Origin of the sequence: Castellaniella defragrans 65Phen, from assembly GCF_000612685.1 — a bacterium.
In the GTDB taxonomy this organism is placed as follows: Bacteria; Pseudomonadota; Gammaproteobacteria; order Burkholderiales; family Burkholderiaceae_B; genus Castellaniella; species Castellaniella defragrans.
In genome coordinates this window covers 3,032,115-3,052,130 of record NZ_HG916765.1, presented here as the reverse complement: position 1 = coordinate 3,052,130, position 20,016 = coordinate 3,032,115, and the positions used below count along the sequence as shown (strand labels likewise).

At 67.9% G+C, this 20,016-nt stretch carries 19 protein-coding genes; 13 read left to right on the top strand and 6 right to left on the bottom strand.

Features of this window, described 5'->3' with window-relative positions:
- Window positions 1-2 precede the first annotated feature (2 nt).
- The 4 genes from BN940_RS13600 to BN940_RS13585 form a co-directional block, all read right to left on the bottom strand.
- Window positions 3-1,820 carry a DUF1302 domain-containing protein gene (locus BN940_RS13600; RefSeq protein ID WP_043683911.1) on the bottom strand — a complete coding sequence of 606 codons (1,818 nt, stop codon included), beginning with the start codon at window positions 1,818-1,820 and terminating at the stop codon, window positions 3-5.
- Between the two features lie 144 nt (window positions 1,821-1,964).
- Window positions 1,965-3,131, bottom strand: coding sequence for an acyl-CoA dehydrogenase family protein (locus tag BN940_RS13595; protein ID WP_043683910.1), 1,167 nt, complete (start codon window positions 3,129-3,131; stop codon window positions 1,965-1,967).
- A gap of 54 nt (window positions 3,132-3,185) precedes the next feature.
- A complete protein-coding gene (locus BN940_RS13590) occupies window positions 3,186-4,061 on the bottom strand; it encodes an HpcH/HpaI aldolase/citrate lyase family protein (RefSeq protein WP_242404199.1) in 876 nt (291 codons plus the stop codon).
- On the bottom strand, window positions 4,058-4,510 hold the full coding sequence (locus tag BN940_RS13585) for a MaoC family dehydratase (RefSeq protein ID WP_043683908.1): 453 nt from the start codon (window positions 4,508-4,510) through the stop codon (window positions 4,058-4,060). Before BN940_RS13585 ends, BN940_RS13590 begins: the two co-directional genes overlap by 4 nt.
- Before the next feature lie 319 nt (window positions 4,511-4,829).
- Between BN940_RS13585 and BN940_RS13580 the strand changes: the two genes are divergently transcribed.
- From BN940_RS13580 to BN940_RS13545, 8 genes are all read left to right on the top strand, one after another.
- Window positions 4,830-6,146 carry a protoporphyrinogen/coproporphyrinogen oxidase gene (locus tag BN940_RS13580; protein ID WP_043683906.1) on the top strand — a complete coding sequence of 439 codons (1,317 nt, stop codon included), beginning with the start codon at window positions 4,830-4,832 and terminating at the stop codon, window positions 6,144-6,146.
- 70 nt (window positions 6,147-6,216) lie between these two features.
- A complete protein-coding gene (locus tag BN940_RS13575; RefSeq protein WP_043683903.1) occupies window positions 6,217-7,389 on the top strand; it encodes an acyl-CoA dehydrogenase family protein in 1,173 nt (390 codons plus the stop codon).
- A gap of 35 nt (window positions 7,390-7,424) precedes the next feature.
- On the top strand, window positions 7,425-8,312 hold the full coding sequence (locus BN940_RS13570; RefSeq protein ID WP_043683901.1) for an SDR family oxidoreductase: 888 nt from the start codon (window positions 7,425-7,427) through the stop codon (window positions 8,310-8,312).
- Window positions 8,313-8,366: 54 nt separating this feature from the next.
- Window positions 8,367-9,137 carry an SDR family oxidoreductase gene (locus BN940_RS13565; RefSeq protein ID WP_043683899.1) on the top strand — a complete coding sequence of 257 codons (771 nt, stop codon included), beginning with the start codon at window positions 8,367-8,369 and terminating at the stop codon, window positions 9,135-9,137.
- Window positions 9,138-9,190: 53 nt separating this feature from the next.
- Entirely contained in the window at window positions 9,191-9,988 is a 798-nt protein-coding gene (locus tag BN940_RS13560) for an enoyl-CoA hydratase-related protein (RefSeq protein ID WP_043683897.1), read from the top strand.
- Between the two features lie 13 nt (window positions 9,989-10,001).
- Entirely contained in the window at window positions 10,002-11,450 is a 1,449-nt protein-coding gene (locus tag BN940_RS13555; RefSeq protein WP_052355870.1) for an enoyl-CoA hydratase-related protein, read from the top strand.
- Window positions 11,451-11,472: 22 nt separating this feature from the next.
- A complete protein-coding gene (locus BN940_RS13550; protein ID WP_084330693.1) occupies window positions 11,473-11,895 on the top strand; it encodes an FAS1-like dehydratase domain-containing protein in 423 nt (140 codons plus the stop codon).
- 49 nt (window positions 11,896-11,944) lie between these two features.
- Window positions 11,945-12,430, top strand: a complete 486-nt coding sequence (locus BN940_RS13545; RefSeq protein WP_198408271.1) for a MaoC family dehydratase — start codon at window positions 11,945-11,947, stop codon at window positions 12,428-12,430.
- A gap of 170 nt (window positions 12,431-12,600) precedes the next feature.
- Here BN940_RS13545 and BN940_RS13540 read toward each other — a convergent pair whose 3' ends face one another.
- On the bottom strand, window positions 12,601-13,914 hold the full coding sequence (locus BN940_RS13540; RefSeq protein WP_043680420.1) for an IS1380 family transposase: 1,314 nt from the start codon (window positions 13,912-13,914) through the stop codon (window positions 12,601-12,603).
- Window positions 13,915-14,013: 99 nt separating this feature from the next.
- On the bottom strand, window positions 14,014-14,931 hold the full coding sequence (locus tag BN940_RS13535; RefSeq protein ID WP_043683895.1) for an SDR family NAD(P)-dependent oxidoreductase: 918 nt from the start codon (window positions 14,929-14,931) through the stop codon (window positions 14,014-14,016).
- Between the two features lie 155 nt (window positions 14,932-15,086).
- Here BN940_RS13535 and BN940_RS13530 point away from each other — a divergent pair, with 155 nt between their 5' ends.
- From BN940_RS13530 to BN940_RS13510, 5 genes are all read left to right on the top strand, one after another.
- Window positions 15,087-16,202: an oxidoreductase gene (locus BN940_RS13530; protein WP_043687303.1), complete on the top strand. Its 1,116-nt coding sequence runs from the start codon at window positions 15,087-15,089 to the stop codon at window positions 16,200-16,202.
- Window positions 16,203-16,260: 58 nt separating this feature from the next.
- The gene (locus BN940_RS13525; protein ID WP_043683893.1) at window positions 16,261-17,130 is read left to right on the top strand and encodes an SDR family oxidoreductase; all 870 of its coding nucleotides are present in this window, start codon (window positions 16,261-16,263) and stop codon (window positions 17,128-17,130) included.
- A gap of 4 nt (window positions 17,131-17,134) precedes the next feature.
- Window positions 17,135-17,914, top strand: coding sequence for a tyrosine-protein phosphatase (locus BN940_RS13520; protein ID WP_084330692.1), 780 nt, complete (start codon window positions 17,135-17,137; stop codon window positions 17,912-17,914).
- Between the two features lie 44 nt (window positions 17,915-17,958).
- Complete coding sequence (locus tag BN940_RS13515) at window positions 17,959-18,693, top strand: molybdopterin-dependent oxidoreductase (protein WP_148304970.1); 735 nt, start codon at window positions 17,959-17,961, stop codon at window positions 18,691-18,693.
- Between the two features lie 131 nt (window positions 18,694-18,824).
- Window positions 18,825-20,015 (top strand): phosphotransferase family protein, encoded by a 1,191-nt coding sequence (locus BN940_RS13510; protein ID WP_043683889.1) that lies wholly within the window; start codon window positions 18,825-18,827, stop codon window positions 20,013-20,015.
- Window position 20,016: the final 1 nt, after the last annotated feature.

Genomic DNA, 20,016 nt, shown 5'->3' with positions numbered 1-20,016 from the left:
GTTCAGAAGTTCATGCTCAGGGTGGCGGAATAGAAGTCGCGGTCGCGCAGCGGGTCGTAGTCCGCGCCGCGGTTGAACCGGACCGCGTTCAGGCTCAGGGCGTAGTTCTTGTTGAACGAGAAGCGCGCGCCCAGGCCCAGGGCCTGCCGTCCTTCGGCGAACTGGCCGTCGATCGACCAGCCCTGGACGTCGTGCGACCAGAACACGCTGGGCTGGAAGGTGACGCCGCTGTTGAAGATGTTGTTGTAGGTGAGCTCGGCCTTGAGCCGGTAGCCCCAGGCGAAGTTGGTCATGTAGCCCTTGTTCTTGCAGCCTTCCTCGGAAATGTTGATTGCCGAGCACGGCACGCCGTAGCTCGCGTCCGGCCCGGGCCCGAAGATGAACGGACGGCCGTAGCGCAACGCGTCGGTGTCCAGGTCGTTCCACTGGAAGCCGACTTCGCCGATCAGCAGGTACTGGTCGGCGCCCAGGATGCGGTTGCCGACCTTGATGCCGTTGAGCTGGAACTGGGTCTTGTTGGCGCGGGTGTAGCCGGTCAGGTAGCCGTCGCCGCCCACTGCGGCCAGCGCGCCCTGTCCATACGGGCCGAAGGGAATGGACACCCCCGGCATGATGGCGCCGCCGGCGCCCATGCCGCTCAACAGCAGGTCGTTTCCGTCGATCTGGACGGGAACGCCCCGGCTGTGGCTCAGTTCGGCACCCACGGACACGCCCAGGACATTGGTGGCCAGGCTCAGGCCGTAGATCTTGATGTCCTCGGGATATTCCCATTTGCCCGCGAACGGGATGACGGATCCATACCCGGTGTAATCGCCGAATTGCAGCGAGATGTTCGGGGTGCGCGAATGGATCTTCATCGCGTACATGCCGATCTCGGAGTCGATCGGCTCGGCGTAGGTGCGGAAGGCGACGCCGAACTGGCCGGCGTTGCCGGGCTTGGTGCCGTCCAGGGTGTGCACATAGGCGCCTGTGCGGTAGCCGTCCGCGCTGCTGCCCGCGACGCTCATCGCATTGGTGCAGTTATTGGGATACAGGCCGACCGAGCCGCCCGCGATGCCCCAGTAATTGCCGCAACCCGCGTCGATCACCGTGTTTTTCCACTGCAGCTGGTAGAACATCTCCAGGCTGCCGATATCGCCCAGGCCCTGGTTGAGCGAGACGAGGGGCACGGGCAGAAGGATTTCCTTGACCTGGGAGCCTGGCGTGCGGGCCGAGCCTACGTCGATCGGGTTGATCTGGTTGATGCCCTGGATGAACAGGCTCTCTCCCCAGTTGATGACCTGGTTGCCCGCGCGCACCTGCAGCGGCTGGCCCGCGAGGGTGAAGGTGTCGTAGACGTAGGCGTCGAGCAGGTCCACGCCGCTGAAGCGGTTCAGGCGCTCGAAGCCGTCGTCCGACAGGGGGTGGTCCTTGCGATAGCCGTTGGGCTGGTTGCCCAGGCGGACGTCGAGGTTCTTCTGCGCGTAGTCGTACCAGGCGCGGCCCCGCAGGAAGGCGCCCATGGTGCCTTTCTTGAGCTCGACCTCGGAGATCAGCTTGAGGCGGGACGAGATCACGTCGCCCTTGTCGTAGTTGAGGTTGCCCTCGTCGATGGTGTTGTTGCCGGTGCCGTCGGTGCGGCCGCGCGCGGCCCCGTTGCCCTGCCCGTACAGGGCGGAATCCTGGCCGCGGGCGCGGATGCTGGTTTCCAGCGATACGTTGGAACTCCAGTTGCCCTGCCAGTCGCCCAGCTGGAAATCCACGGCCTGCGCGCCACCCGGGGCGGCCGCGCCGAATGCGCCGGCCAGGCATAGCGCGAGAATGCTTTCTCGGTTCTTCATGTGTGTCTCCTCTGTGGTTGGGTACGGCTGCCCTCCTGGGGGCCGCTTCCTCTGTGGGAACGAGGGGCGCCTGTCACGGCGGGTGGGTGTGGGTCATGGAATGGGGTCCGTCGGTTTGGGATGGTCGATAGGATTTCGGCGGGCTCAATAGGATTTCGGCAGGCCGAGCACCTTTTCGCCGATGAAGCACAGGATCAGCTGCTCGGTGATCGGCGCGATCCGGGTGACGGTGACTTCGCGCAGCAGGCGTTCGACGTGGTATTCCTTGGCGTAGCCGAAGCCCCCCATCGTCATCACCGCCTGCAGGGCCGCGTCGTAGCCGGCCCGCGCGCCGAGGAATTTCGCGGTATTGGCCTCGGCGCCGCAGGGCTTGTCCCCGTCGTACAGCCAGGCGGCCTTCATCGCCATCAGCCAGGCGGCCTCCAGCGCCATCCAGCGTTCGGCCAGCGGGTGCTGGATGCCCTGGTTCTGGCCGATGGCATGACCGAACACCACGCGCTCCTTGGCGTATTGCGTCGCGCGGCGCAGCGCGTCCTGGCCGATGCCGATGGCCTCCACGGCGATCAGGATCCGTTCGGGGTTCAGGCTGTGCAGGATGTAGCTGAAGCCCTTGCCTTCCTCGCCGATGCGATCGCATTCGGGCACGAACAGCTCGTCGATGAAAATGGCGTTGGAATCGACCGCGGCGCGGCCCATCTTGGGAATGCGGCGCACTTCGATCTTCGAGCGGTCCAGGTCGGTGTAGAAGATCGTGATCCCGTCGGTGGGCCGTGCGCAGTCCTCCAGGCGCGTGGTGCGCGCGAGCAGCATGATCTTGTTGGCGACCTGGGCGGTGGACGTCCAGACCTTCTGCCCGCGCACGACGTAGCCGCCATCGACCTTCTCGGCGAAGGTCTTGATCGCCGTGGTGTTGAGCCCCGCGTCCGGCTCGGTGAAGCCGAAGCAGCATTGGTCCTGGCCCTGGATCAGGCGGGGGATCCAGCGCGCCTTCTGCTCGTCCGAGCCGAAGACGACGATGGGGTGGGGGCCGAACAGGTTGATGTGCACGGTCGAGGTCGCGGCCATGCCGCCTCCGTGGGAGGCGACCTCGTGCATCATGATCGCCGCCTCGGTCACGCCCAGGCCGGCGCCGCCGTATTCCGCCGGCATGGTGATGCCCAGCCAGCCGGCGGCGGCCATCGCCTGGTGGAACTCGCGGGGGAATTCGCCGCTGGCGTCCCGGGCGAGCCAGTATTCGTCGTCGAAGCGGCCGATCACCGCCGCGACGCCGTCGCGGATGGCCTGGTGATCTGGGTCGATGGAGAAATTCATGACTGCGTTCCTGTTTTTCAGTAGGGCGATGAGCCGGCGCGCGCCGCCGCGGGGTCAGGCCTGCGCGGCGGCCAGGACGCGCCGAGCCTGGGTGAGATGGGGTCTGTCGTACATCCGGCCGTCGATGCCGATGGTGCCGGCCTCGGGCGCGGCGGCGAAGGCGTCGACCACCCGCCGGGCGAAGGCGAGGTCCTCGTCGCTGGGGGAATAGCAGCGGTTGATGGTGTCCACTTGCGCGGGATGGATGGCGATGCGGCCGGCGAATCCCTGCCGCCGGGATGCGATGCAGTCCCGTTCGAGGCCCTCGGCATCGCGGAAATCCGCGTACAGGGTGTCGATCGGCGCCACCGCCGCGGCCGCCGCGCCCAGCAGGCATGCGGCCCGCGCCAGCCGGTACACGTCCGCGAGGGCGCCGTCCTCGCGGCGGTTGGTGCTCGCGCCGAGCGCGGCCGACAGATCCTCGGCGCCCCAGGTCAGGCCGAGCAGCCGCGCATGCGCGCGCCGGTATCCTCTGACGTTCAGCAGGGCGGCCGCGGTTTCGGTGGCTACCACCAGGATGCCGACCGACCCGGGCGCCATCCCGGCGCGCGCTTCCAGCGCGTCGAGATGGTGGCCCAGGCGGGTCACGTCCTCGATGCCGTTGGCCTTGGGCAGCACGATGCCGTCCAGTCCCGGGCCGACGACGGCGGCGAGATCGGCCAGGCAGTGCGGCGTGTCCAGCGGATTGACGCGCACGAAGAGGGCGGGGCGCGATTTCGGATGGGCCGACTGCAGGAAGGCGGCCGCGGTCGAGCGGGCGATGCCTTTGCGCGCGTCCGCGACGGCGTCTTCGAGGTCGAGGATCAGGGCGTCGGCGGCGCTGTCGCGCGCGCGCAGGAGCTTGCGGGTGCTGTCGCCGGGCACGAAGAGCAGGGAGCGCAGTCTCATCATGCGGGCCTCCGGTGCATCAGGGCCTGCCGTGTACAGGTGACGACCAGTTCGTCCGCCTGGTTGAATCCTTCGTGGCGGAACGTGACGATGCCCTGCCGCGGCCGGGATTGGCTGTCGCGCAGCGCCACCACCGTGGTGGCCGCGCGCAGCGTATCGCCCGCGAACACCGGCGCGGGGAAGCGGGTTTCGCTCATGCCGAGGTTCGCCACGGTGGTGCCCAGGGTCGTGTCCTGCACCGACAGGCCGATGATCAGGCCCAGCGTGAAGATGCTGTTGATCAGCGGCCGGCCGAATTCGGTATGGGCGCAGTAATCGGCGTCGATATGGATCTGCGCGGGGTTGTAGGTGGCCCCGCAGAACCAGACGTTGTCCGCCTCGGTGACGGTGCGCCGGATTTCATGGCGGATTTCCTGCCCCACCTGAAATTCCTCGAAGAACAAACCGGCCATGCCAGTCTCCGGAATAAGTAACTAGGAATATAGTATGGTACATTACAGCATGCTTGCGTACTATGCAAGCGCTCTTTGCCCCGCCGTCCCGCGTTCCGCATGGCTCCGAATGGCCTCGAAGGGCCTCGAATGGGCGGATGTCCTTTGGGGATGCCGTTTTTCGATGGTGCACAAAGGCTGCGCGGATGGCGCCTAACTAAAGTTGGGTGCGGCGGAGGGGGCCGGTGCCTAACTTAGGGTGGGTGATCTTTGGGCGCCGCCGGGAGACAGTCGGACATCGACAAACAGTCGGACATCGACAAACGACAGGGAGACAACGATGAAGGTCATCGTCATCGGAGGCGGGCCCGCCGGCTGTGCGGCCGCCTACACGCTCGACAAGCAGAAGCATGCGGTGCAGCTGTTCGAGGCCGCGGACGGGGTGGGCGGCAGGACCAGGCAGCTCCACCGGGACGGTTTCAACCTGGCCACGGGCGCGCTGTTCCTGATGGGGGGGATCTACCCGCGGACCTCGGCCCTGCTCCGGGAAATGGGCTGCGATGCCCAGCTGGTCCCCTGGGGCGGCGCCGCCGAGTTGCTGGACAGCGACGGGGCGCGCTACCCGGTCAGCTTCGTGTCCCTGCCCAGCTATCTCAAGGTGCCGACGCTGACCCTGGGCGACCGCCTCAGGATGGTGGCGAGCATGGTCCGCCTCATGCTCGGCGGCGGGGCCGCCAATCCCTTCGACGGCGGCGACCTGGCCCGTTTCGATTCCGGCGAGGATCTGGAGTCCTGGTCGCGCAGGAGCCTGGGCGAGCGGCCCTACGAATACATCGTGCGCCCCATCATGGATTTCCTGTATGCGGTGCCCGCTTCCTGGCTGTCGACGCCGTTTCCGCACGCCATCATCCGCCAGGCGCACCGCATGCGGCTGTCGGTGCCGCCCGGCGGCGTCGGCCAGGTCAGCGAATGGCTGATCGGGGCGGCCCGGCGCACCGAACTGCACCTGTCCACGCCGGTCGAGCGCGTCGAGCGCCTGGACAAGGGCTGGCGCGTGTGGGCGGACGGGCAGTCCTACGAGGCGGACGGCCTGGTGATGGCGACGGAGGCCTTCGTCGCGGCGCGGCTCCTGCAGCCCCATCTCCCCGAGGCCGCCCATCGGACCCTGATGGAGGCGCCCTATACCGAATATGCGCACGTCGCCATCGGCTACCGGACCAACCCCTGGCCGCGCCACCGCTCGGACATCGTCCTGCCGGTCGGCCCGGGCGAGACCCGCAATGTCGGCGCCCTGGTGCTGCACAGCCGGCGCCATCCGGGCTCGGTGCCGGCGGGCGGCGAGGTCGTCGGGGTCTATTTCAACACGCCTCCCCTGGCGCAGATGAGCGATGCGGACATCGAGCGCGAAGCCCTGGCCGAGACCCTGCGGGCCTTCGGCCCCGCGCCGGCGCCCGATTTCGTCCATCTCTTCCGCTACGACCGCGGCCTGACGATCGCCGGGCCCGGCCACTATGGCCGGCTCGACGCGGTGCATGCCGCCATGCCGCGCGGCGTGTGCCTCGCGGGGGATTATTTCTCCCAGGCCGGGGTCGAGGCGGCGGTGTTCAGCGGCGAGCGCGCCGCGCTGCGCCTGGGCCGGCAGCTGGGCGCCGTCTAGGGTGGATGTATTGATTGATAGCATATAGTATGCTATCGTACTTAAATCGAACCTACTGATGGAAAACTGAATGATCGAGCGCAGGCTTTTCGGACCAGAACACGAGATGTTCCGTGACACTGTGCGGAAATTCATCGATCGGGAGATCCGCCCCTATCACGAGCAATGGGAAAAGGACGGCATCGTGTCGCGCGATGTCTGGCTCAAGGCGGGCGAAGCCGGCCTGCTGTGCTGCACCGTCCCGGAGGCGTACGGCGGCCTGGGCCTGGATTATCTCTTCGACGTGATCGTGTTCGAGGAAATCGCGCGCTGCGGGTACACCGGGCCGGGCTTCCTGATCCATTGCGATCTGGTTGCGACCTACATCAAATCGTTCGGCACCGAGGCGCAAAAGCAGCGCTGGCTGCCGAAGATGGTCAGCGGCGAGGCGATCGGCGCGCTCGGGATGACCGAGCCCCATGCGGGTTCCGATCTGAAGAACATCCGCACGCGCGCGGTGCGCGACGGCGACGACTTCGTGATCAACGGCCAGAAGGTCTTCATCTCGAACGGGCAGATGTGCGACGTCCTCGTGCTGGCGGCCAAGACCGATTCCAGCAAGGGCGCCAAGGGCATCACGCTGTTCCTCGTCGACACCAGCCTGCCGGGCTTCAAGCGGGGCAGGAATCTCGAAAAGCTCGGACTGAAGGCGCAGGACACGTCCGAACTGTTCTTCGAGGACCTCAGGGTGCCGGCCGACGCCATGCTCGGGGAGGAAGGGCAGGGCTTCGCGCTGATGATGACCAAGCTCTCGCAGGAGCGCCTGGCCCAGGCGATCCGCTCCGCGGTCGTGGCCGAGGAGGTGATCGACTACACGGTGGAATACACGGCCGGGCGCGAAGCGTTCGGCAAGACGATCGGCGACTTCCAGAACACGCGCTTCAAGCTCGCCGAGCTGCATACCGAGGCGGTCATCGGCCGGGTGTTCACCGACCACTGCATCCAGCTCTTCATGGACGGGAAGCTCGACGCGCTGGATGCGGCCATGGCCAAGATGTGGCTTTCCAACCTGCATTGCAAGGTGGTGGACGAATGCCTGCAGCTCTTCGGCGGCTGGGGCTACATGTGGGAATACCCGATCGCGCGCGCCTACGCGGATGCGCGCATCGTCAAGATCGCCGGCGGATCGATCGAAATCATGAAGCACCTGATCGGCCGCGCGCTCTTCGATGCCCGCAAATCCCCCCGGACCGCCGGCCGCTGAGCCGCCGGCCGCGCGTTTCTCAAGGAGGCAAGAACATGCTGTTCGCTGAAGACTGTATGGCCGGAAAGCGCATCCTCATCACCGGCGGCGGGACGGGCATCGGCAAGGGCCTGGCCCGCCACCTCGCGGCCCATGGCGCGCAGGTCCACATCTGGGGCCGGCGTTCGCAGGTGCTGGCGGACGCCGCCGCCGAAATCAACGCGGAAGTGGGCGACAGGGTCCATTGGCAGGCCGTGGACATCCGCGATGCCCAGGCCGTGGACGACGCCATGGCGGAGATCTGGTCCGGCCACGGTCCGCTCACCGGGCTGGTGAACAACGCGGCCGCGAATTTCATCGCTCCAACGAAGAACCTGAGCCCGCGCGGGTACGAGGCGATTTCCTCGACGGTCATGGACGGCGCCTTCTTCACGACCCAGGCGGCCGGCAGGCGCTGGATCGACCAGGGGCTCAAGGGCTCGGTGGTGTCCACGCTGGTGACCTGGATCTGGACGGGCTCGCCCTATGTCGTGCCTTCCGCCATGGCCAAGGCCGCGGTGCATGCCATGACCATGTCCCTGGCCGTCGAGTGGGCGCGCCATGGCATCCGCCTGAACGCGGTGGCCCCCGGTCCCTTCCCGACCGACTACGCCTGGCAGATGCTGAATCCGACCGAGGAAAGCTCGGTGGGCGCCACCCAGGCCGATCAGGTGCCCGCCGGCCGCTACGGCGAAATTTCCGAGCTGGGCAATCTGGTGCTGCTGCTGCTGTCGGACGGCTGCGACTACATCACCGGCGAGACGATCGCCATCGATGGCGGCCACCATCTCGCGGCGCCCTCGACCTTCGTCGGCCTCAATGCCATGAGCGATGCGCAATGGGAGCAGGCCAAGGCCAAGGCCAAGGCGGCGAGCGAGCAGAGCAAGGCGCAGCGCAGCGTGTGAATGCCGCCGCCGGCGCGGACGAACGGATTTTTATCGAAGACGAAGGAGACAGGTGTGCGAGGACTCAAGGACAAGGTTGCGCTGGTGACGGGCGCGGCGAGCGGCATCGGGCTGGCGATCGCCCGGCGCCTGGCGGCGGAGGGCATGGCGGTGGGCGTGCTCGACCTGAACGCCGAGGCGTCCGCCGCGGCGGTGGAAGGGATCCGCGCCGCCGGCGGCACGGCCGAGGCCGAGACGTGCGACATCACGGACTTCGGTTCGGTCACGCGTGCCGTCGAGTCGATCGAGGCCCGGCTGGGCCCCACCTGGGCGCTGGTCAACAACGCCGGCTGGGATACGCCGATGGCGTTTCTGGAGACCAGGCCCGATTTCTGGCGCAAGGTCGTGGACATCAACTATCTCGGACCGCTGCAGATGACGCATGCCGTGGTCGGCGGCATGGTCCGCCGGGGCGGCGGCGGGCGCGTGATCTTCATCGCCTCGGATGCGGGCCGGGTCGGCTCCTCCGGCGAGGTCGTCTACTCGGGCTGCAAGGGCGCCACGATCGCGTTCTCCAAGGCCCTGGCGCGCGAGGTCGCGCGCAACAACGTGCTGCTGAACTGCGTCTGCCCCGGGCCCACCGATACCCCGGCGATGACGGCGTTCGTCGGCACCGGCGAGCAGGGCGAGAAGATCCGCAACGCGATGGTCCGCGGCGTGCCGCTGGGGCGCATCGGCGTGCCCGAGGACTATCCGGGCATGGTGGCCTTCCTGGCGAGCGACGACGCGGCCTTCATCACCGGCCAGACGCTGAGCATCTCGGGCGGCCTGACGATGCACGGCTGAGCGGCGCGCGGCCCGCCGGTCTTTTCACATTCACGATTTCAGGAGCAGAGCACATGAGCCAGACATTCAAGGACATTCTCTATACGGTGAGCGAGAACGCCGTCCACATCACCATCAATCGCCCGGAGGTGTACAACGCGTTCCGCACCCAGACGGTCGAGGAACTGATCCAGGCCTTCCGCATGGCCGACGAGGAAAAGACCGTCAATTGCGTGATTTTCGGCGGGGCGGGCGACAAGGCCTTCTGCACCGGCGGCGACCAGAAGGTCCACCTGTCCGACGACGGCCTGTACGGCCCGCGCGGCATGGTGGGCCTGCCCATCGAGGAGCTGCAGTCCGCCATCCGCGACTGCCGCAAGGTGGTGATCGCCCGCGTCCAGGGCTATGCGATCGGCGGCGGCCACGTGTTCGCCACGATCTGCGATCTGACGCTGGCCGCCGATACGGCGCAGTTCGGCCAGATGGGCCCCAAGGTCGGCTCCGCCGATCCCGGCTTCGGCACCGCCTACCTGGCCCGCATCGTCGGCGAGAAGAAGGCGCGCGAGATCTGGTTCCTGTGCCGCCGCTATACGGCGCAGCAGGCGCTCGAGATGGGGCTGGTCAACAAGGTCGTGCCCAAGGACGAGCTCGATGCCGAGTGCGAGCTCTGGGCGGCCGAGATCAATGCGCTCAGTCCGACCGCGCTCGCGCTGAGCAAGCGTTCGTTCAATGCCGACAGCGAGAACATCCGCGGCATCAGCTTCATGGGCGTCGCGGCGGTCAAGGGGTTCTACCAGACCGAGGAATCCAAGGAAGGCGTGCGCGCGTTCAACGAGAAGCGCAAGCCCGACTTCAAGAAATACGCATCGTGAGGCGTGGCCTGCCGTGACCGATCAGAACATCAAGACGGCGCTGGGCGAGGACGGCGTCCTGCTGGCCCGCATCGACATGCCGGGCCGCAGCATGAACGTCTTCTCCCTGGAGATGATGGACTCCCTGGAGCGCCTCCTCGACCGGGTCGAGTCCGATGAACGGATCGTCGCGGTGGTCCTCGCCTCGGGCAAGGATTCCTTCCTGGTGGGCGCGGATCTTTCGATGATCCGGATGTTCACCGAGCGGGCGCGGACCGACACGCACGACCAGCTCGTGGACCTCTGCGGCCGGCTCGGCCGGCTCTTCCGGCGGCTGGAACGCTCGGCCAAGCCGTTCGTCGCGGCGGTCGACGGCCTGGCCCTGGGCGGCGGGCTGGAACTGTGCCTGGCCAGCCATGCGCGGGTGCTGTCCGACCGCAAGCGCGTCGCGCTGGGGCTGCCCGAGATCAAGCTCGGCCTGCTGCCGGGGGCGGGGGGCACGCAGCGCCTGCCCCGGCTCATCGGCGTCCGGCGCGGCCTGGACATGCTGCTGCGCGGCGAGCCCGTGCGCGCGGGTGCGGCGCTCGCCTGCGGGCTGGCCGACGAGATCGTGCCCGCCGACCAGCTGATCGACCGGGCGCGGGCCAAGGCGCTGGGCATGGACGGCGGCAAGCCCCGCCATCTCACCGGCGCGTTCTACGACACCGACGACGAGGAGATCCGGCCCGGCGACGCGGGGGCGCATGAACGCATCGCCCGGGCGCTGGCGCTCGATGACGCCCTGCTGGAACGCTATCCGGCCTATCGGGCGATCATGGACTGCGTCATCCAGGGCTGGGCCATGCCGATCGACCTCGCGCTCGACAACGAGATGGATGTTTTCGTGCGCCTGATCCAGGATCCGGTGGCGGGCAACATGGTGCGCGCGCTGTTCCTGGACCGCCAGCGGTCCCTGAAGTCGCTGGACATTCCGCTGGAGGTTCCGCCGGAGGCCGGCGGCGTGCCGGTCGGGACGTGCGGCCCGGACGAGGCCGGGCTGGCCGCCGGCTGCGCCGCCGGCGTGTGGGCGGCGCCCCGCGGCCCGTACGGCCAGGCGGTCGAGATCCTCTGGGACGGCGATCCCCAGGCGCGCGTCGCCGCCCTGATCGCCGCGCGCAGCCTGCGGCCCGACGCGGTCCTGGTGACGCCGGGCAGGGATCTGGTCTTGGCCGCCCTGGCGCGGGCCGCGCAGGCGGCGCAGGCCCGGGGCCTGCCGCCGGAGTACGGGGTGGCGCTGCGGGCGCAGGAGGCCGCCGAAGCGGGGCGCGTGACCGACGAGGCGCTGCTCGACAGCGCGGCGGTGGTCGCCGGGATCATGCCCGCATGGACGGGCGGACCTTTCGCGTTCCTGCAGCGCGTCGGCCGGGCCGAGTGCGAGCGGCGGGCCGAAGCCGCCGGCCTGTCGGCCGGCGACCGGCCCCGGGCGGCCGCGGACTGCCCGTGACGCTTCGCAGGAGACCGGGCCCGTGTTGAACCGCGACTTGATCGGCTATCGGCTGCCGGTGTTCACGGAGCTCGTGAGCGCTGCGGAGCTGGCGGCATTCGCCGCCGCCGTCGGTGTGGCGGCGCCCGGCCCGGACGAAGGGGCGCCGCCGACCTTCATGAAGGTGCTGGAGGGGCGCAACGACAGCTCGCGCCACATCATGCAGACGGTATTGGGCGCGGATCTGGCGCATATCCTGCATGCCGAACAGCATTTCGAGTACCTGGCGCCCATCCGGGCCGGCATGCGGGTCCAGGTGGCGCGCCGGATCGCCGACATCTACGAGCGGCGCCGGGGCGCGCTCGAATTCGTGTCGATCGAGACGACGTTTTCCAATGACGAGGGCGAGGTGCTGGGGCGTTCGCGCCAGCTGGTGCTGGTGCGCCATCCGAAGGAGGAGGCATGAGTTCATGAGTGCCGATGGAGGGAGCATGGCTGCTGTCGATGGAGGGAGCATGGCTGTGGTCGATGGGGGAGGCACGGCTGCCGTGCGCATGCCGGAAGCGGTGTCCGGCCCCGCCGTGCTGCACGAGGCCGGCGCCGCATTCTCGCCCGAGGATCTGAGGCGCTATGCGCAGGCGTCCGGCGACCACAACCCGCTGCATCTGGACCCCGCCTTCGCCCGCAGGGCCGGGTTCGACGGCCTCGTCGTGCATGGCATGCTGAACATGGCGCGCCTGGGGCGCATGCTGACGCGGCATTTCGATGCCGGCAGCATCCGCGGCTTCGGCGCCCGCTTCGAGAGCGTGCTGCTGGTGGGGCAGGCCACGACGATCGGCATGAGCCTGACCGGATATGAAGGCGGCGTGGCCAGGGTGGCGCTGCTGATGCGGGCGCAGGACGGGCGGCGGATCGTCAGCGGCCATGCCGACGTCCGGCTCTCCGAGGAGGAGCTCCTGCGGAGATTCCGCCCCGCATTGCACTCCCCGGTCGAGTCCTAGCCCGGACATTTCGTCAGCAAGCCTGTTTAAGTGATTTCCCGGTAGTCCGGCTGCCTCGGCGACGCGGCGGAGGGGATCGGCGGCGCGGGAAGCTGTTTTTCAGTACCGCAGGCGCAATGGTCCCTACCCCCGTTGCTTTATCGCGTGCCGGGGACAGCACTTTCTCGGCGCTACGGGGCCATGGCGCGCGCGGCGTGCGCGTAGACGTGGCGCAGCGGATGATGCGAGGCCAGCAGGATGCGGACCCGCCGGGTATTGCGCACGATGGCCGCACCGACCTTCAGCAGGCGCACCCGGATGGTGGCGGCGCTGGCGCGCTCCAGTTCGGTGCCTCGTAGCGCCGTCTCGCGCAGCCGCTGCATCAGCGTATAGGCCAGGGCCGCCAGCAGCAGCCGGAACTGGTTGGCGGCGAACCGGTGGCAACTGGCGCGCGTACCGAACAGATCGAGTTGCGCTTCCTTGATGCGGTTCTCGGCTTCGCCCCGGGCGCAGTACAGCTGATCGTACAGTTGCATGGCATCGCAGTCCCGGATGTTGGTGACCACGAAGCGCGGGTTCACGCCCTGGGCACCGTACTCCAGGCGGGTGAGCACGCGCCGGGGCCGATCCCACGACCCGGCCGCGTAGGTGAACTCACTGACCAGGCGCTGCTTGCGCCCGGTGCGCTCGTAGCCGTCCTTGAGGATTTCCTCGGCCTGCGCAACGCGCGCCTGAAGCCGTTTATTGCGTGCCAGGCCGATGATGTATTGCACGCCGCTGCGTTCGCACCAGCGGATCAGCGGCTGACGGCAGAACCCCGAGTCCCCACGGATGATGATCCTGACCTCGGGCCATGCCTGACGCAGCCGGTTCACCAGCAGGCGCAGCACCGCCGCCGCGTGCCTGGCCCCGTCAATGCGGCTGGGGCGCAGCAGGCAGGCCAGCATCGACTGGCCGCAGAACACGTACAGCGGCAGATAGCAGTGGTGGTCGTAGTAGGCGTGGAACTGCTTGAGCTCCTGCTCGCCGTGCAGCGGGATATCCGAGGCATCCACATCCAGAATCAGTTGCCTGGGCGCGGTGGCGAAGCTGGCGATGAAGTGTTCGACCAGCACCCCATGCAGCGCCCACGCATCGGCGCGGGTCGCCCCCGTCTCCAGGCGGCTGAGCGTGGGTGAACTGGCCAGGGCACGATCTCGCCCAACAGCCGTTTGCATCAGCAGATCCCCGCGCAGCGTATCGTGGTCGTTCAGGTCTTCGTAGCCGCAGCACAGGCCGTACAGGCGCTGGGCCAGCAGATCGCGCAGGCGGTGATGAATGCGGCCAGCGGCCCGGCGCTCGGTCAAGGCCTTGGCCGCCATGCGCGACAGGCCCGTGCGCGCATCAATTCTTCGCAGCAGCATCAGCCCGCCGTCGGAGCTGAGATCGCCGCCTTGGAAATTGGCCTGTAAATGGCGCCGTCCAAGGCGTCCAAAGTCCAGTTCTTCAGTGGTACGATTTGGCATAGGCGGTTCTTTTTGGTTGTATGGCGTGAGACCCAATAACCATAAGCCCTCGGGCAGGAATCGCCTATTCCTTTTTACCCGCCTGACGAAATTTCCGGGCTAGACGGGGTCCCAGGTGAAGACGTCGCCCGAGCGGGCGAGGGGATAGAAGTCGTTCTGGAACATGGGCAGGACGCGCTCGATGATCGTCTCCGGCGTCCAGCCGTCGGAGGTGTGCGCCGTGCGCAGCAGGCGGGGCTGGGTGAACAGATAGATCTCGTTGTTGCGCACGCCGAAGATCTGTCCCGTGACTTCCCGCGCCTGGTCGCTGGCCAGGGCCACGACGAAGGGCGCGATCTTTTCCGGGATCAGTTTCTTGAGCCCTTCGACGCGCTTCTGCTGTTCGGGCGTGTCGGCGGGAATGGTGCCGACCATGCGCGTCCAGGCCCAGGGCGCGATGGCGTTGGAGCGGACATTGGACCGCTGCATGTCGATGGCGATGGCTTTCGAGAGCGCCGCCACCCCGAGCTTGGATGCAGCGTAGTTGGCCTGGCCGAGATTGCCGATCAATCCGGAACTGGAGGTGATGTGGACGTAGACGCCGCCGTTCTGGGCCTTGAAGTGGGGGGCCGCCGCGCGGCTGACGTGGAACGCGCCGCTCAGGTTGACGGCGACCACCGCGTCGAATTCCTCGCGGCTCATCTTGTGGAAGATCGCGTCGCGCACGATCCCCGCGTTGTTCACCACGATGTCGATCCGGCCGAAGGCGTCGATGGCGGCCTGGACCATGGCATGGGCCTGGTCCCAGTCGGCGACCGAGTGCGTGTCGGCGGCGGCCTCGCCGCCCGCCGCGCGGATTTCTGCGACGACCTCGTGGGCGGGCCCCTGGTCCAGGCCTTCGCCGGCGGCCGATGCGCCGATGTCGTTGACGATCACCTTGGCGCCGGCGGCGGCCAGGGCGAGGGCGATGCCGCGGCCCACGCCTCGGCCGGCCCCTGTGACCAGGGCGACTTTTCCGCTCAGTAGTCTGTGTTCCATTGTGTCTCCGGAATTGAATGTCGGGCCTCGCCGCGGCAGCCGCGGCGAGTATTGTAATCATATCATATGGTATGATATGATACTAATTAATGTGGGGCGGCCGCGCGCATCGCCGGATGCATGGGCCGCCTGTCCTGAAGCCGTGCTGGGGCGCCATGTCCATCCTGTTCTCTCCGCTGCGGATCGGCCCGATGATGCTCGACAACCGGGTCTTCGTCTCTCCCATGTGCCAGTACAGCGCCCGGGGCGGCCTGGCCGGCGACTGGCACTGGCAGCACTACGGCTCGCTGGCGGTCGGCGGTGCCGGCGCGCTCACCCTCGAAGCCACCGCGGTCGCGCCGGAAGGCCGCATCACGGCCGGCTGTCTGGGGCTCTACGACCCGCGGCAGGAAGCCGCGCTGGCCGCGCTGGTGGCCCATCTCAAGCGGCTGGCGTCGATTCCCATCGGCATCCAGCTCAGCCATGCGGGCCGCAAGGCGGCCTGCCGCACCCCCTGGGATGGCGGCGGCGCCTTGTCCATCGGCACGGGCTGGCCGGTCCTGGGGCCGTCGGCGCTGCCCTTCGGCGCTGAGCGTCCGCTGCCGGTCGAGATGAACGAAGCGGATATCGAGCGCGTGACCGAGGCCTTTGCCGGCAGCGCGCGCCGCGCCCTGCGCGCCGGGCTGGATTACCTGGAACTGCACCTGGCGCATGGCTATCTGCTCGCCAGCTTTCTCTCGCCGCTCGCCAACCGCCGCACGGACGCCTATGGCGGCGCGCTGGCCAACCGCCTGCGCTTCCCCCTGGCCGTGGCGGCCGCGGTGCGCGCCGTGTGGCCCGCGCACAAGGCGCTCGGCGCGCGCATCGACGCGCACGAGTGGATCGAAGGCGGGCGGCCTTTTTCCGAGACGCTCGAAGTGTGCGCGGCGCTGCGTGGGGCGGGCGTCGATTTCGTCTGCATATCGAGCGGCGCGGTCGCCGAGGGGGTGCGGATCCCCGCGGCCCCCGGCTATCTCCTCGGATACGCCGGGCGCGTCCGGCGGAAGACCGGCATGCCGGTGCGCGCCGTGGGCATGCTGCATCGGCCCCGCATGGCCGAGCGGGCGGTCGCCGACGGCGACGCCGACTGCGTGGCGCTGGGGCGGTCTTTCCTGTTCGATCCCCGCTGGGCGATGAAGGCCGCGCATGTCCTGGGCGCGGGAGATCTGTTTTCGCGGCAGTTCCAGCTTGCCGGGCCCGCCCGCTGGCATCCCGGGAGGGCCCTGGCCGCGGCCCTGAACGAACCGGCCTGAAAGCGGGCGGACCGCGTCTTCCGAAGGCGGCGCCAATCCAATCATGAGGAGTATGGCTATGCGGTATGCATCCGTGTTTCATCCCGAGGTCTTCAGCGGGCAGACCATCGTCGTCACCGGCGCGGGCAGCGGGATCGGCCGCTGTACCGCGCACGAACTCGCGGCGCTGGGCGCGCACGTCGCGCTGGTCGGGCGGACCGAGGAAAAGTGCGCGCGGGTGCGCGACGAGATCGTCCAGGACGGCGGGCGCGCCAGCGTCCATGCGTGCGACATCCGCGACGAAGGCGCGGTGATCCGCACGATCGACGGCGTGCTGGAGCTGACCGGCCGGCTCGACGGCCTGGTCAACAATGCGGGCGGCCAGTGGATGACGCCGCTGCGGGACATCAGCACGAACGGCTTCGACGCGGTCGTGCGCAACAACCTGACGGGCGGCTTCATCTTCATGCGCGAAGCCTATGTGCGCTGGATGGCGGCGCATGGCGGCGCGATCGTCAACATCATCGCCGACATCTGGCATGGCTGGCCGAATTTCGGCCATTCCGCCGCGGCGCGCGGCGGCATGCTCACGCTGTCCGAAACGGCGGCCTGCGAGTGGGCCGCCGAGGGCGTGCGCGTCAATACCGTGGCGCCCGGCGGGATCGCGTCCAGCGGCTTCGACCGCTATACCCCGGAGGCGCGCCGCGAGCTGCGGAAATACGCCGCCAAGGTGCCGCTCAAGCGCTTCGGCACCGAGGCCGAGGTCTCGGCCGCGATCGTCTTCCTGCTGTCGCCGGCGGCGGCCTACATCACCGGGACCTGCATCCGGGTGGATGGCGGCACGCCCAACGCCCGCCAGACCTGGACGCTGGGTGAAACGTCGCGCAGCCGGCCGTTCGAAGGGTTCCACCGGGCCGAGGCGCCCGCCATGCTGAGCGAAGCGGATTGAGGCCATGGCGCGTATGGATCTGATGGGCGCACCGAATTTCCGGGACCTCGGCGGGTGCCGTGGCGCCGGGGGCGGCACGGTCCGGCCGGGGCGCGTGTTTCGCTCCGAGGCGCTGGCGCGCCTGACCGACGAGGACCTGCGGCGGGTCGCGGCCTTGGACATCGGGCTCGTCTGCGACCTGAGGGCCGCCGACGAGCGGCAGCGGGCGGAGAGCCGCTGGCCTGCCGGGCGGGCGGCCAGGACCCTGTACAGCGCGCGGGCCGATGCGCTTGCGGCCGTCCGGATTTCCGGCTGGCGCGAACGCATCGCCGATCCGGCGTTCGATGCCGAGGCGGCGCGCCAGTGGATCCTGGGCGCCTATGCCGCCATGCCGCGTCTGTTTGCCGAGGTGCTCGCCGAGCTGTTCGCGGCACTGGAGGGCCCCGCATCGCCGGTGACGCTGGTGCATTGCACGGCCGGCAAGGACCGCACGGGGTTCGTCTGCGCCATACTGCTCTTCGCCCTCGGCGTTTCGCGCGACGATGTATTCGAGAACTACCTGCTGACCCGCGCCCGTTGCCCGCCGGCCGAGCTGGTCCGCGGGCTGCTGGGGGACGAGCTGGAAGGGCTGCCGCCGCGTGCGCTGGATGCGTTGCTGGTCATGGCCGACGTGCGCGAAGAATACCTGATGGCGGCCCTGGATTGCATCGGGCGGGATTTCGGCGGCATCGACGCCTATTTCAGGGTCGCCTGCGGTTTGACTGCGGCCGGGCATGCGGGCTTGCGCATGCGTTTGCTGGCCTGATCCTTGGGCCGTCCTTCTCTGGATGGCGTATCGAGAGCAAGGCTGTGGCGGCGCGCCGCGGCCCCTTCGGGAGGTGTCTGATGCATGCCGGAAGAAAACCGCTGCCGCCCGGGCAGTTCGAATACCCCAGTTTCGACCGTTTCGGCCTTGGCCATTTTGCCGGACGGTTCCCCCATAACCCCGATAACGTCGAACTCTCCATTGGCGGCGACGTCCGGCGGGCGGTGATACTGGGCGCGGAACTGGAAACCCTGCCCCGAGTGGAGCAGATATCCGATTTCCACTGCGTGACGACCTGGTCGTACAGGGGGGTGCGCTGGCGCGGAGTGCGGTTTTCGGATTTTTATCATCGTCTGGTCGTGCCGCTGGCCCAGCCGCTGGATGGTGCGACATTCGTCGTCTTTCGGGCCCAGGACGGCTATGCCTGCTGCATGCGGTTGTGCGACTTGCTGGCCGACGATGTGTTGCTGGCCGACGGGATCGGCGACGGGGGGCTGGGCATCGAACATGGCGCGCCGCTGCGCCTGGTGGCGCCGGCCCATTATGGATACAAGAACGTCAAGCATCTCGCCGCGATCGAGTTCTGGAAGGACAGGCGCAATTACCGCTTTCCCTTTCCCTATCCGGATCTGATGGATCATCCGCGCGGCAGGGTGGCCTTCGAGGAACGGGCCAGATATGTGCCGGCGTGGTTGATCAGGATCGTGTATCGCGCGCTGATGCCCGGGGCGCGGCGCAAGATGCGCAAGGCGCTTGAGCATTACAGGGACGGCTTGTAATAATACTAATACATATGGTATGATACAGTTCTAAATTAAAATAATCGTGCCGGATCCGGCTTTGCGCAGCATGTGTCCCCCCAGGCGGGGTCCGGCGGCGACAGGCCAAAGAACAGGAGACATCAGTGGATATGGACAAGAATCGCCCCGATCCGGCATGGATCGGGCAATTGCGCCGGCGCTTTCCCTGTGAACGGGAAATCGACCGCATCCTGACGCGCAAGCTGAGCCGGCGTGCCGGGCCGCCTTTCGCTCCGGTGACGATCGAGCAGCTGGTCGGCGGCATCGAGGCCCTGTTGCGCGCCGAAGGCATCGGCGACCATGCGATCCATGCCCCCCGCTGGCTTTCCGGCGGCGCTTCCAAGCTGCAGATGGCGTTCGATCTGGAATGGGAGCGCCCGGGCGCCGGCCGGGAGAAAACCGCCATGGTGCTGCGGATGGAGCCGGCCGAATCGATCGTCGAGACCAGCCGCCTGCGGGAATTCCAGATCATCAAGGCGCTCGAGGGCACGGTGCCCGTGCCGCCCGTCTTCTGGTGTGACGCCGAAGGCGAATTCCTGCCCTATCCGGCGCTCATCTACGGCTTCGCCCCGGGGGTGACCAAGCCCGACCAGGGGGCCAGCGGTGTCTCCGGGCTGGGGACCGTCCTGCCCGCGCCGCTGCGCGCGGATCTGGCGCCGCAGTTCGTCGATTTGCTGGCGCGGATCCATCGGCATGACTATTCCGGTGACGCGCTCGATGCCTTCGAGCATCCCGCCACGGGCACGACCCAGTGCGCCGAGTGGGGCGTGAACTGGTGGGAGCGGGTGTGGACCGAGGACTGCGAGGAAGACGTGCCGATGATGCACCTCGCGGCCGCCTGGCTGCGGCGCAACCTGCCGGTGCTCGATCGGGCCTCGGTGGTGCATTCCGATTACCGGACCGGCAATTTTCTGTACACCGAACACGACCGTCGGATCACGGCCCTGCTGGATTGGGAACTGGGACGGATCGGCGACCGCCACCAGGATCTGGCCTGGACGACCAACCGCGTATTTTCTTCCATGGCCGAGGACGGCACCACCCGGCTGGTGTGCGGCCTGCTGCCCGAGGAAGACTTCTACGAACAGTACGAAAAGGCCTCGGGCCTGACCGTGGATCCGGGGAAAGTACATTGGTACAAAGTCTACAACGCCTATAGCATCGCTGTGCTGACGCTGGGCACCGGCTATCGGATCGCCCTGAACGGCAAAACCCACCAGGATATTCTGGTCACCTGGCTGATCGGCATCGGCGGGATGATCGTCGATGAAATGAGAACCCTGATTCAGGAGGCGAACTGAC

Coding starts and splice junctions, on each gene's coding strand:
- BN940_RS13600 (WP_043683911.1), bottom strand. CDS start 1,820: ATGAAGAACCGAGAAAGCATTCTCGCGCTATGCCTGGCCGGCGCATTC.
- BN940_RS13595 (WP_043683910.1), bottom strand. CDS start 3,131: ATGAATTTCTCCATCGACCCAGATCACCAGGCCATCCGCGACGGCGTC.
- BN940_RS13590 (WP_242404199.1), bottom strand. CDS start 4,061: ATGATGAGACTGCGCTCCCTGCTCTTCGTGCCCGGCGACAGCACCCGC.
- BN940_RS13585 (WP_043683908.1), bottom strand. CDS start 4,510: ATGGCCGGTTTGTTCTTCGAGGAATTTCAGGTGGGGCAGGAAATCCGC.
- BN940_RS13580 (WP_043683906.1), top strand. CDS start 4,830: ATGAAGGTCATCGTCATCGGAGGCGGGCCCGCCGGCTGTGCGGCCGCC.
- BN940_RS13575 (WP_043683903.1), top strand. CDS start 6,217: ATGATCGAGCGCAGGCTTTTCGGACCAGAACACGAGATGTTCCGTGAC.
- BN940_RS13570 (WP_043683901.1), top strand. CDS start 7,425: ATGCTGTTCGCTGAAGACTGTATGGCCGGAAAGCGCATCCTCATCACC.
- BN940_RS13560 (WP_043683897.1), top strand. CDS start 9,191: ATGAGCCAGACATTCAAGGACATTCTCTATACGGTGAGCGAGAACGCC.
- BN940_RS13545 (WP_198408271.1), top strand. CDS start 11,945: ATGGCTGTGGTCGATGGGGGAGGCACGGCTGCCGTGCGCATGCCGGAA.
- BN940_RS13540 (WP_043680420.1), bottom strand. CDS start 13,914: ATGCCAAATCGTACCACTGAAGAACTGGACTTTGGACGCCTTGGACGG.
- BN940_RS13535 (WP_043683895.1), bottom strand. CDS start 14,931: ATGGAACACAGACTACTGAGCGGAAAAGTCGCCCTGGTCACAGGGGCC.
- BN940_RS13530 (WP_043687303.1), top strand. CDS start 15,087: ATGTCCATCCTGTTCTCTCCGCTGCGGATCGGCCCGATGATGCTCGAC.
- BN940_RS13525 (WP_043683893.1), top strand. CDS start 16,261: ATGCGGTATGCATCCGTGTTTCATCCCGAGGTCTTCAGCGGGCAGACC.
- BN940_RS13520 (WP_084330692.1), top strand. CDS start 17,135: ATGGCGCGTATGGATCTGATGGGCGCACCGAATTTCCGGGACCTCGGC.
- BN940_RS13510 (WP_043683889.1), top strand. CDS start 18,825: ATGGACAAGAATCGCCCCGATCCGGCATGGATCGGGCAATTGCGCCGG.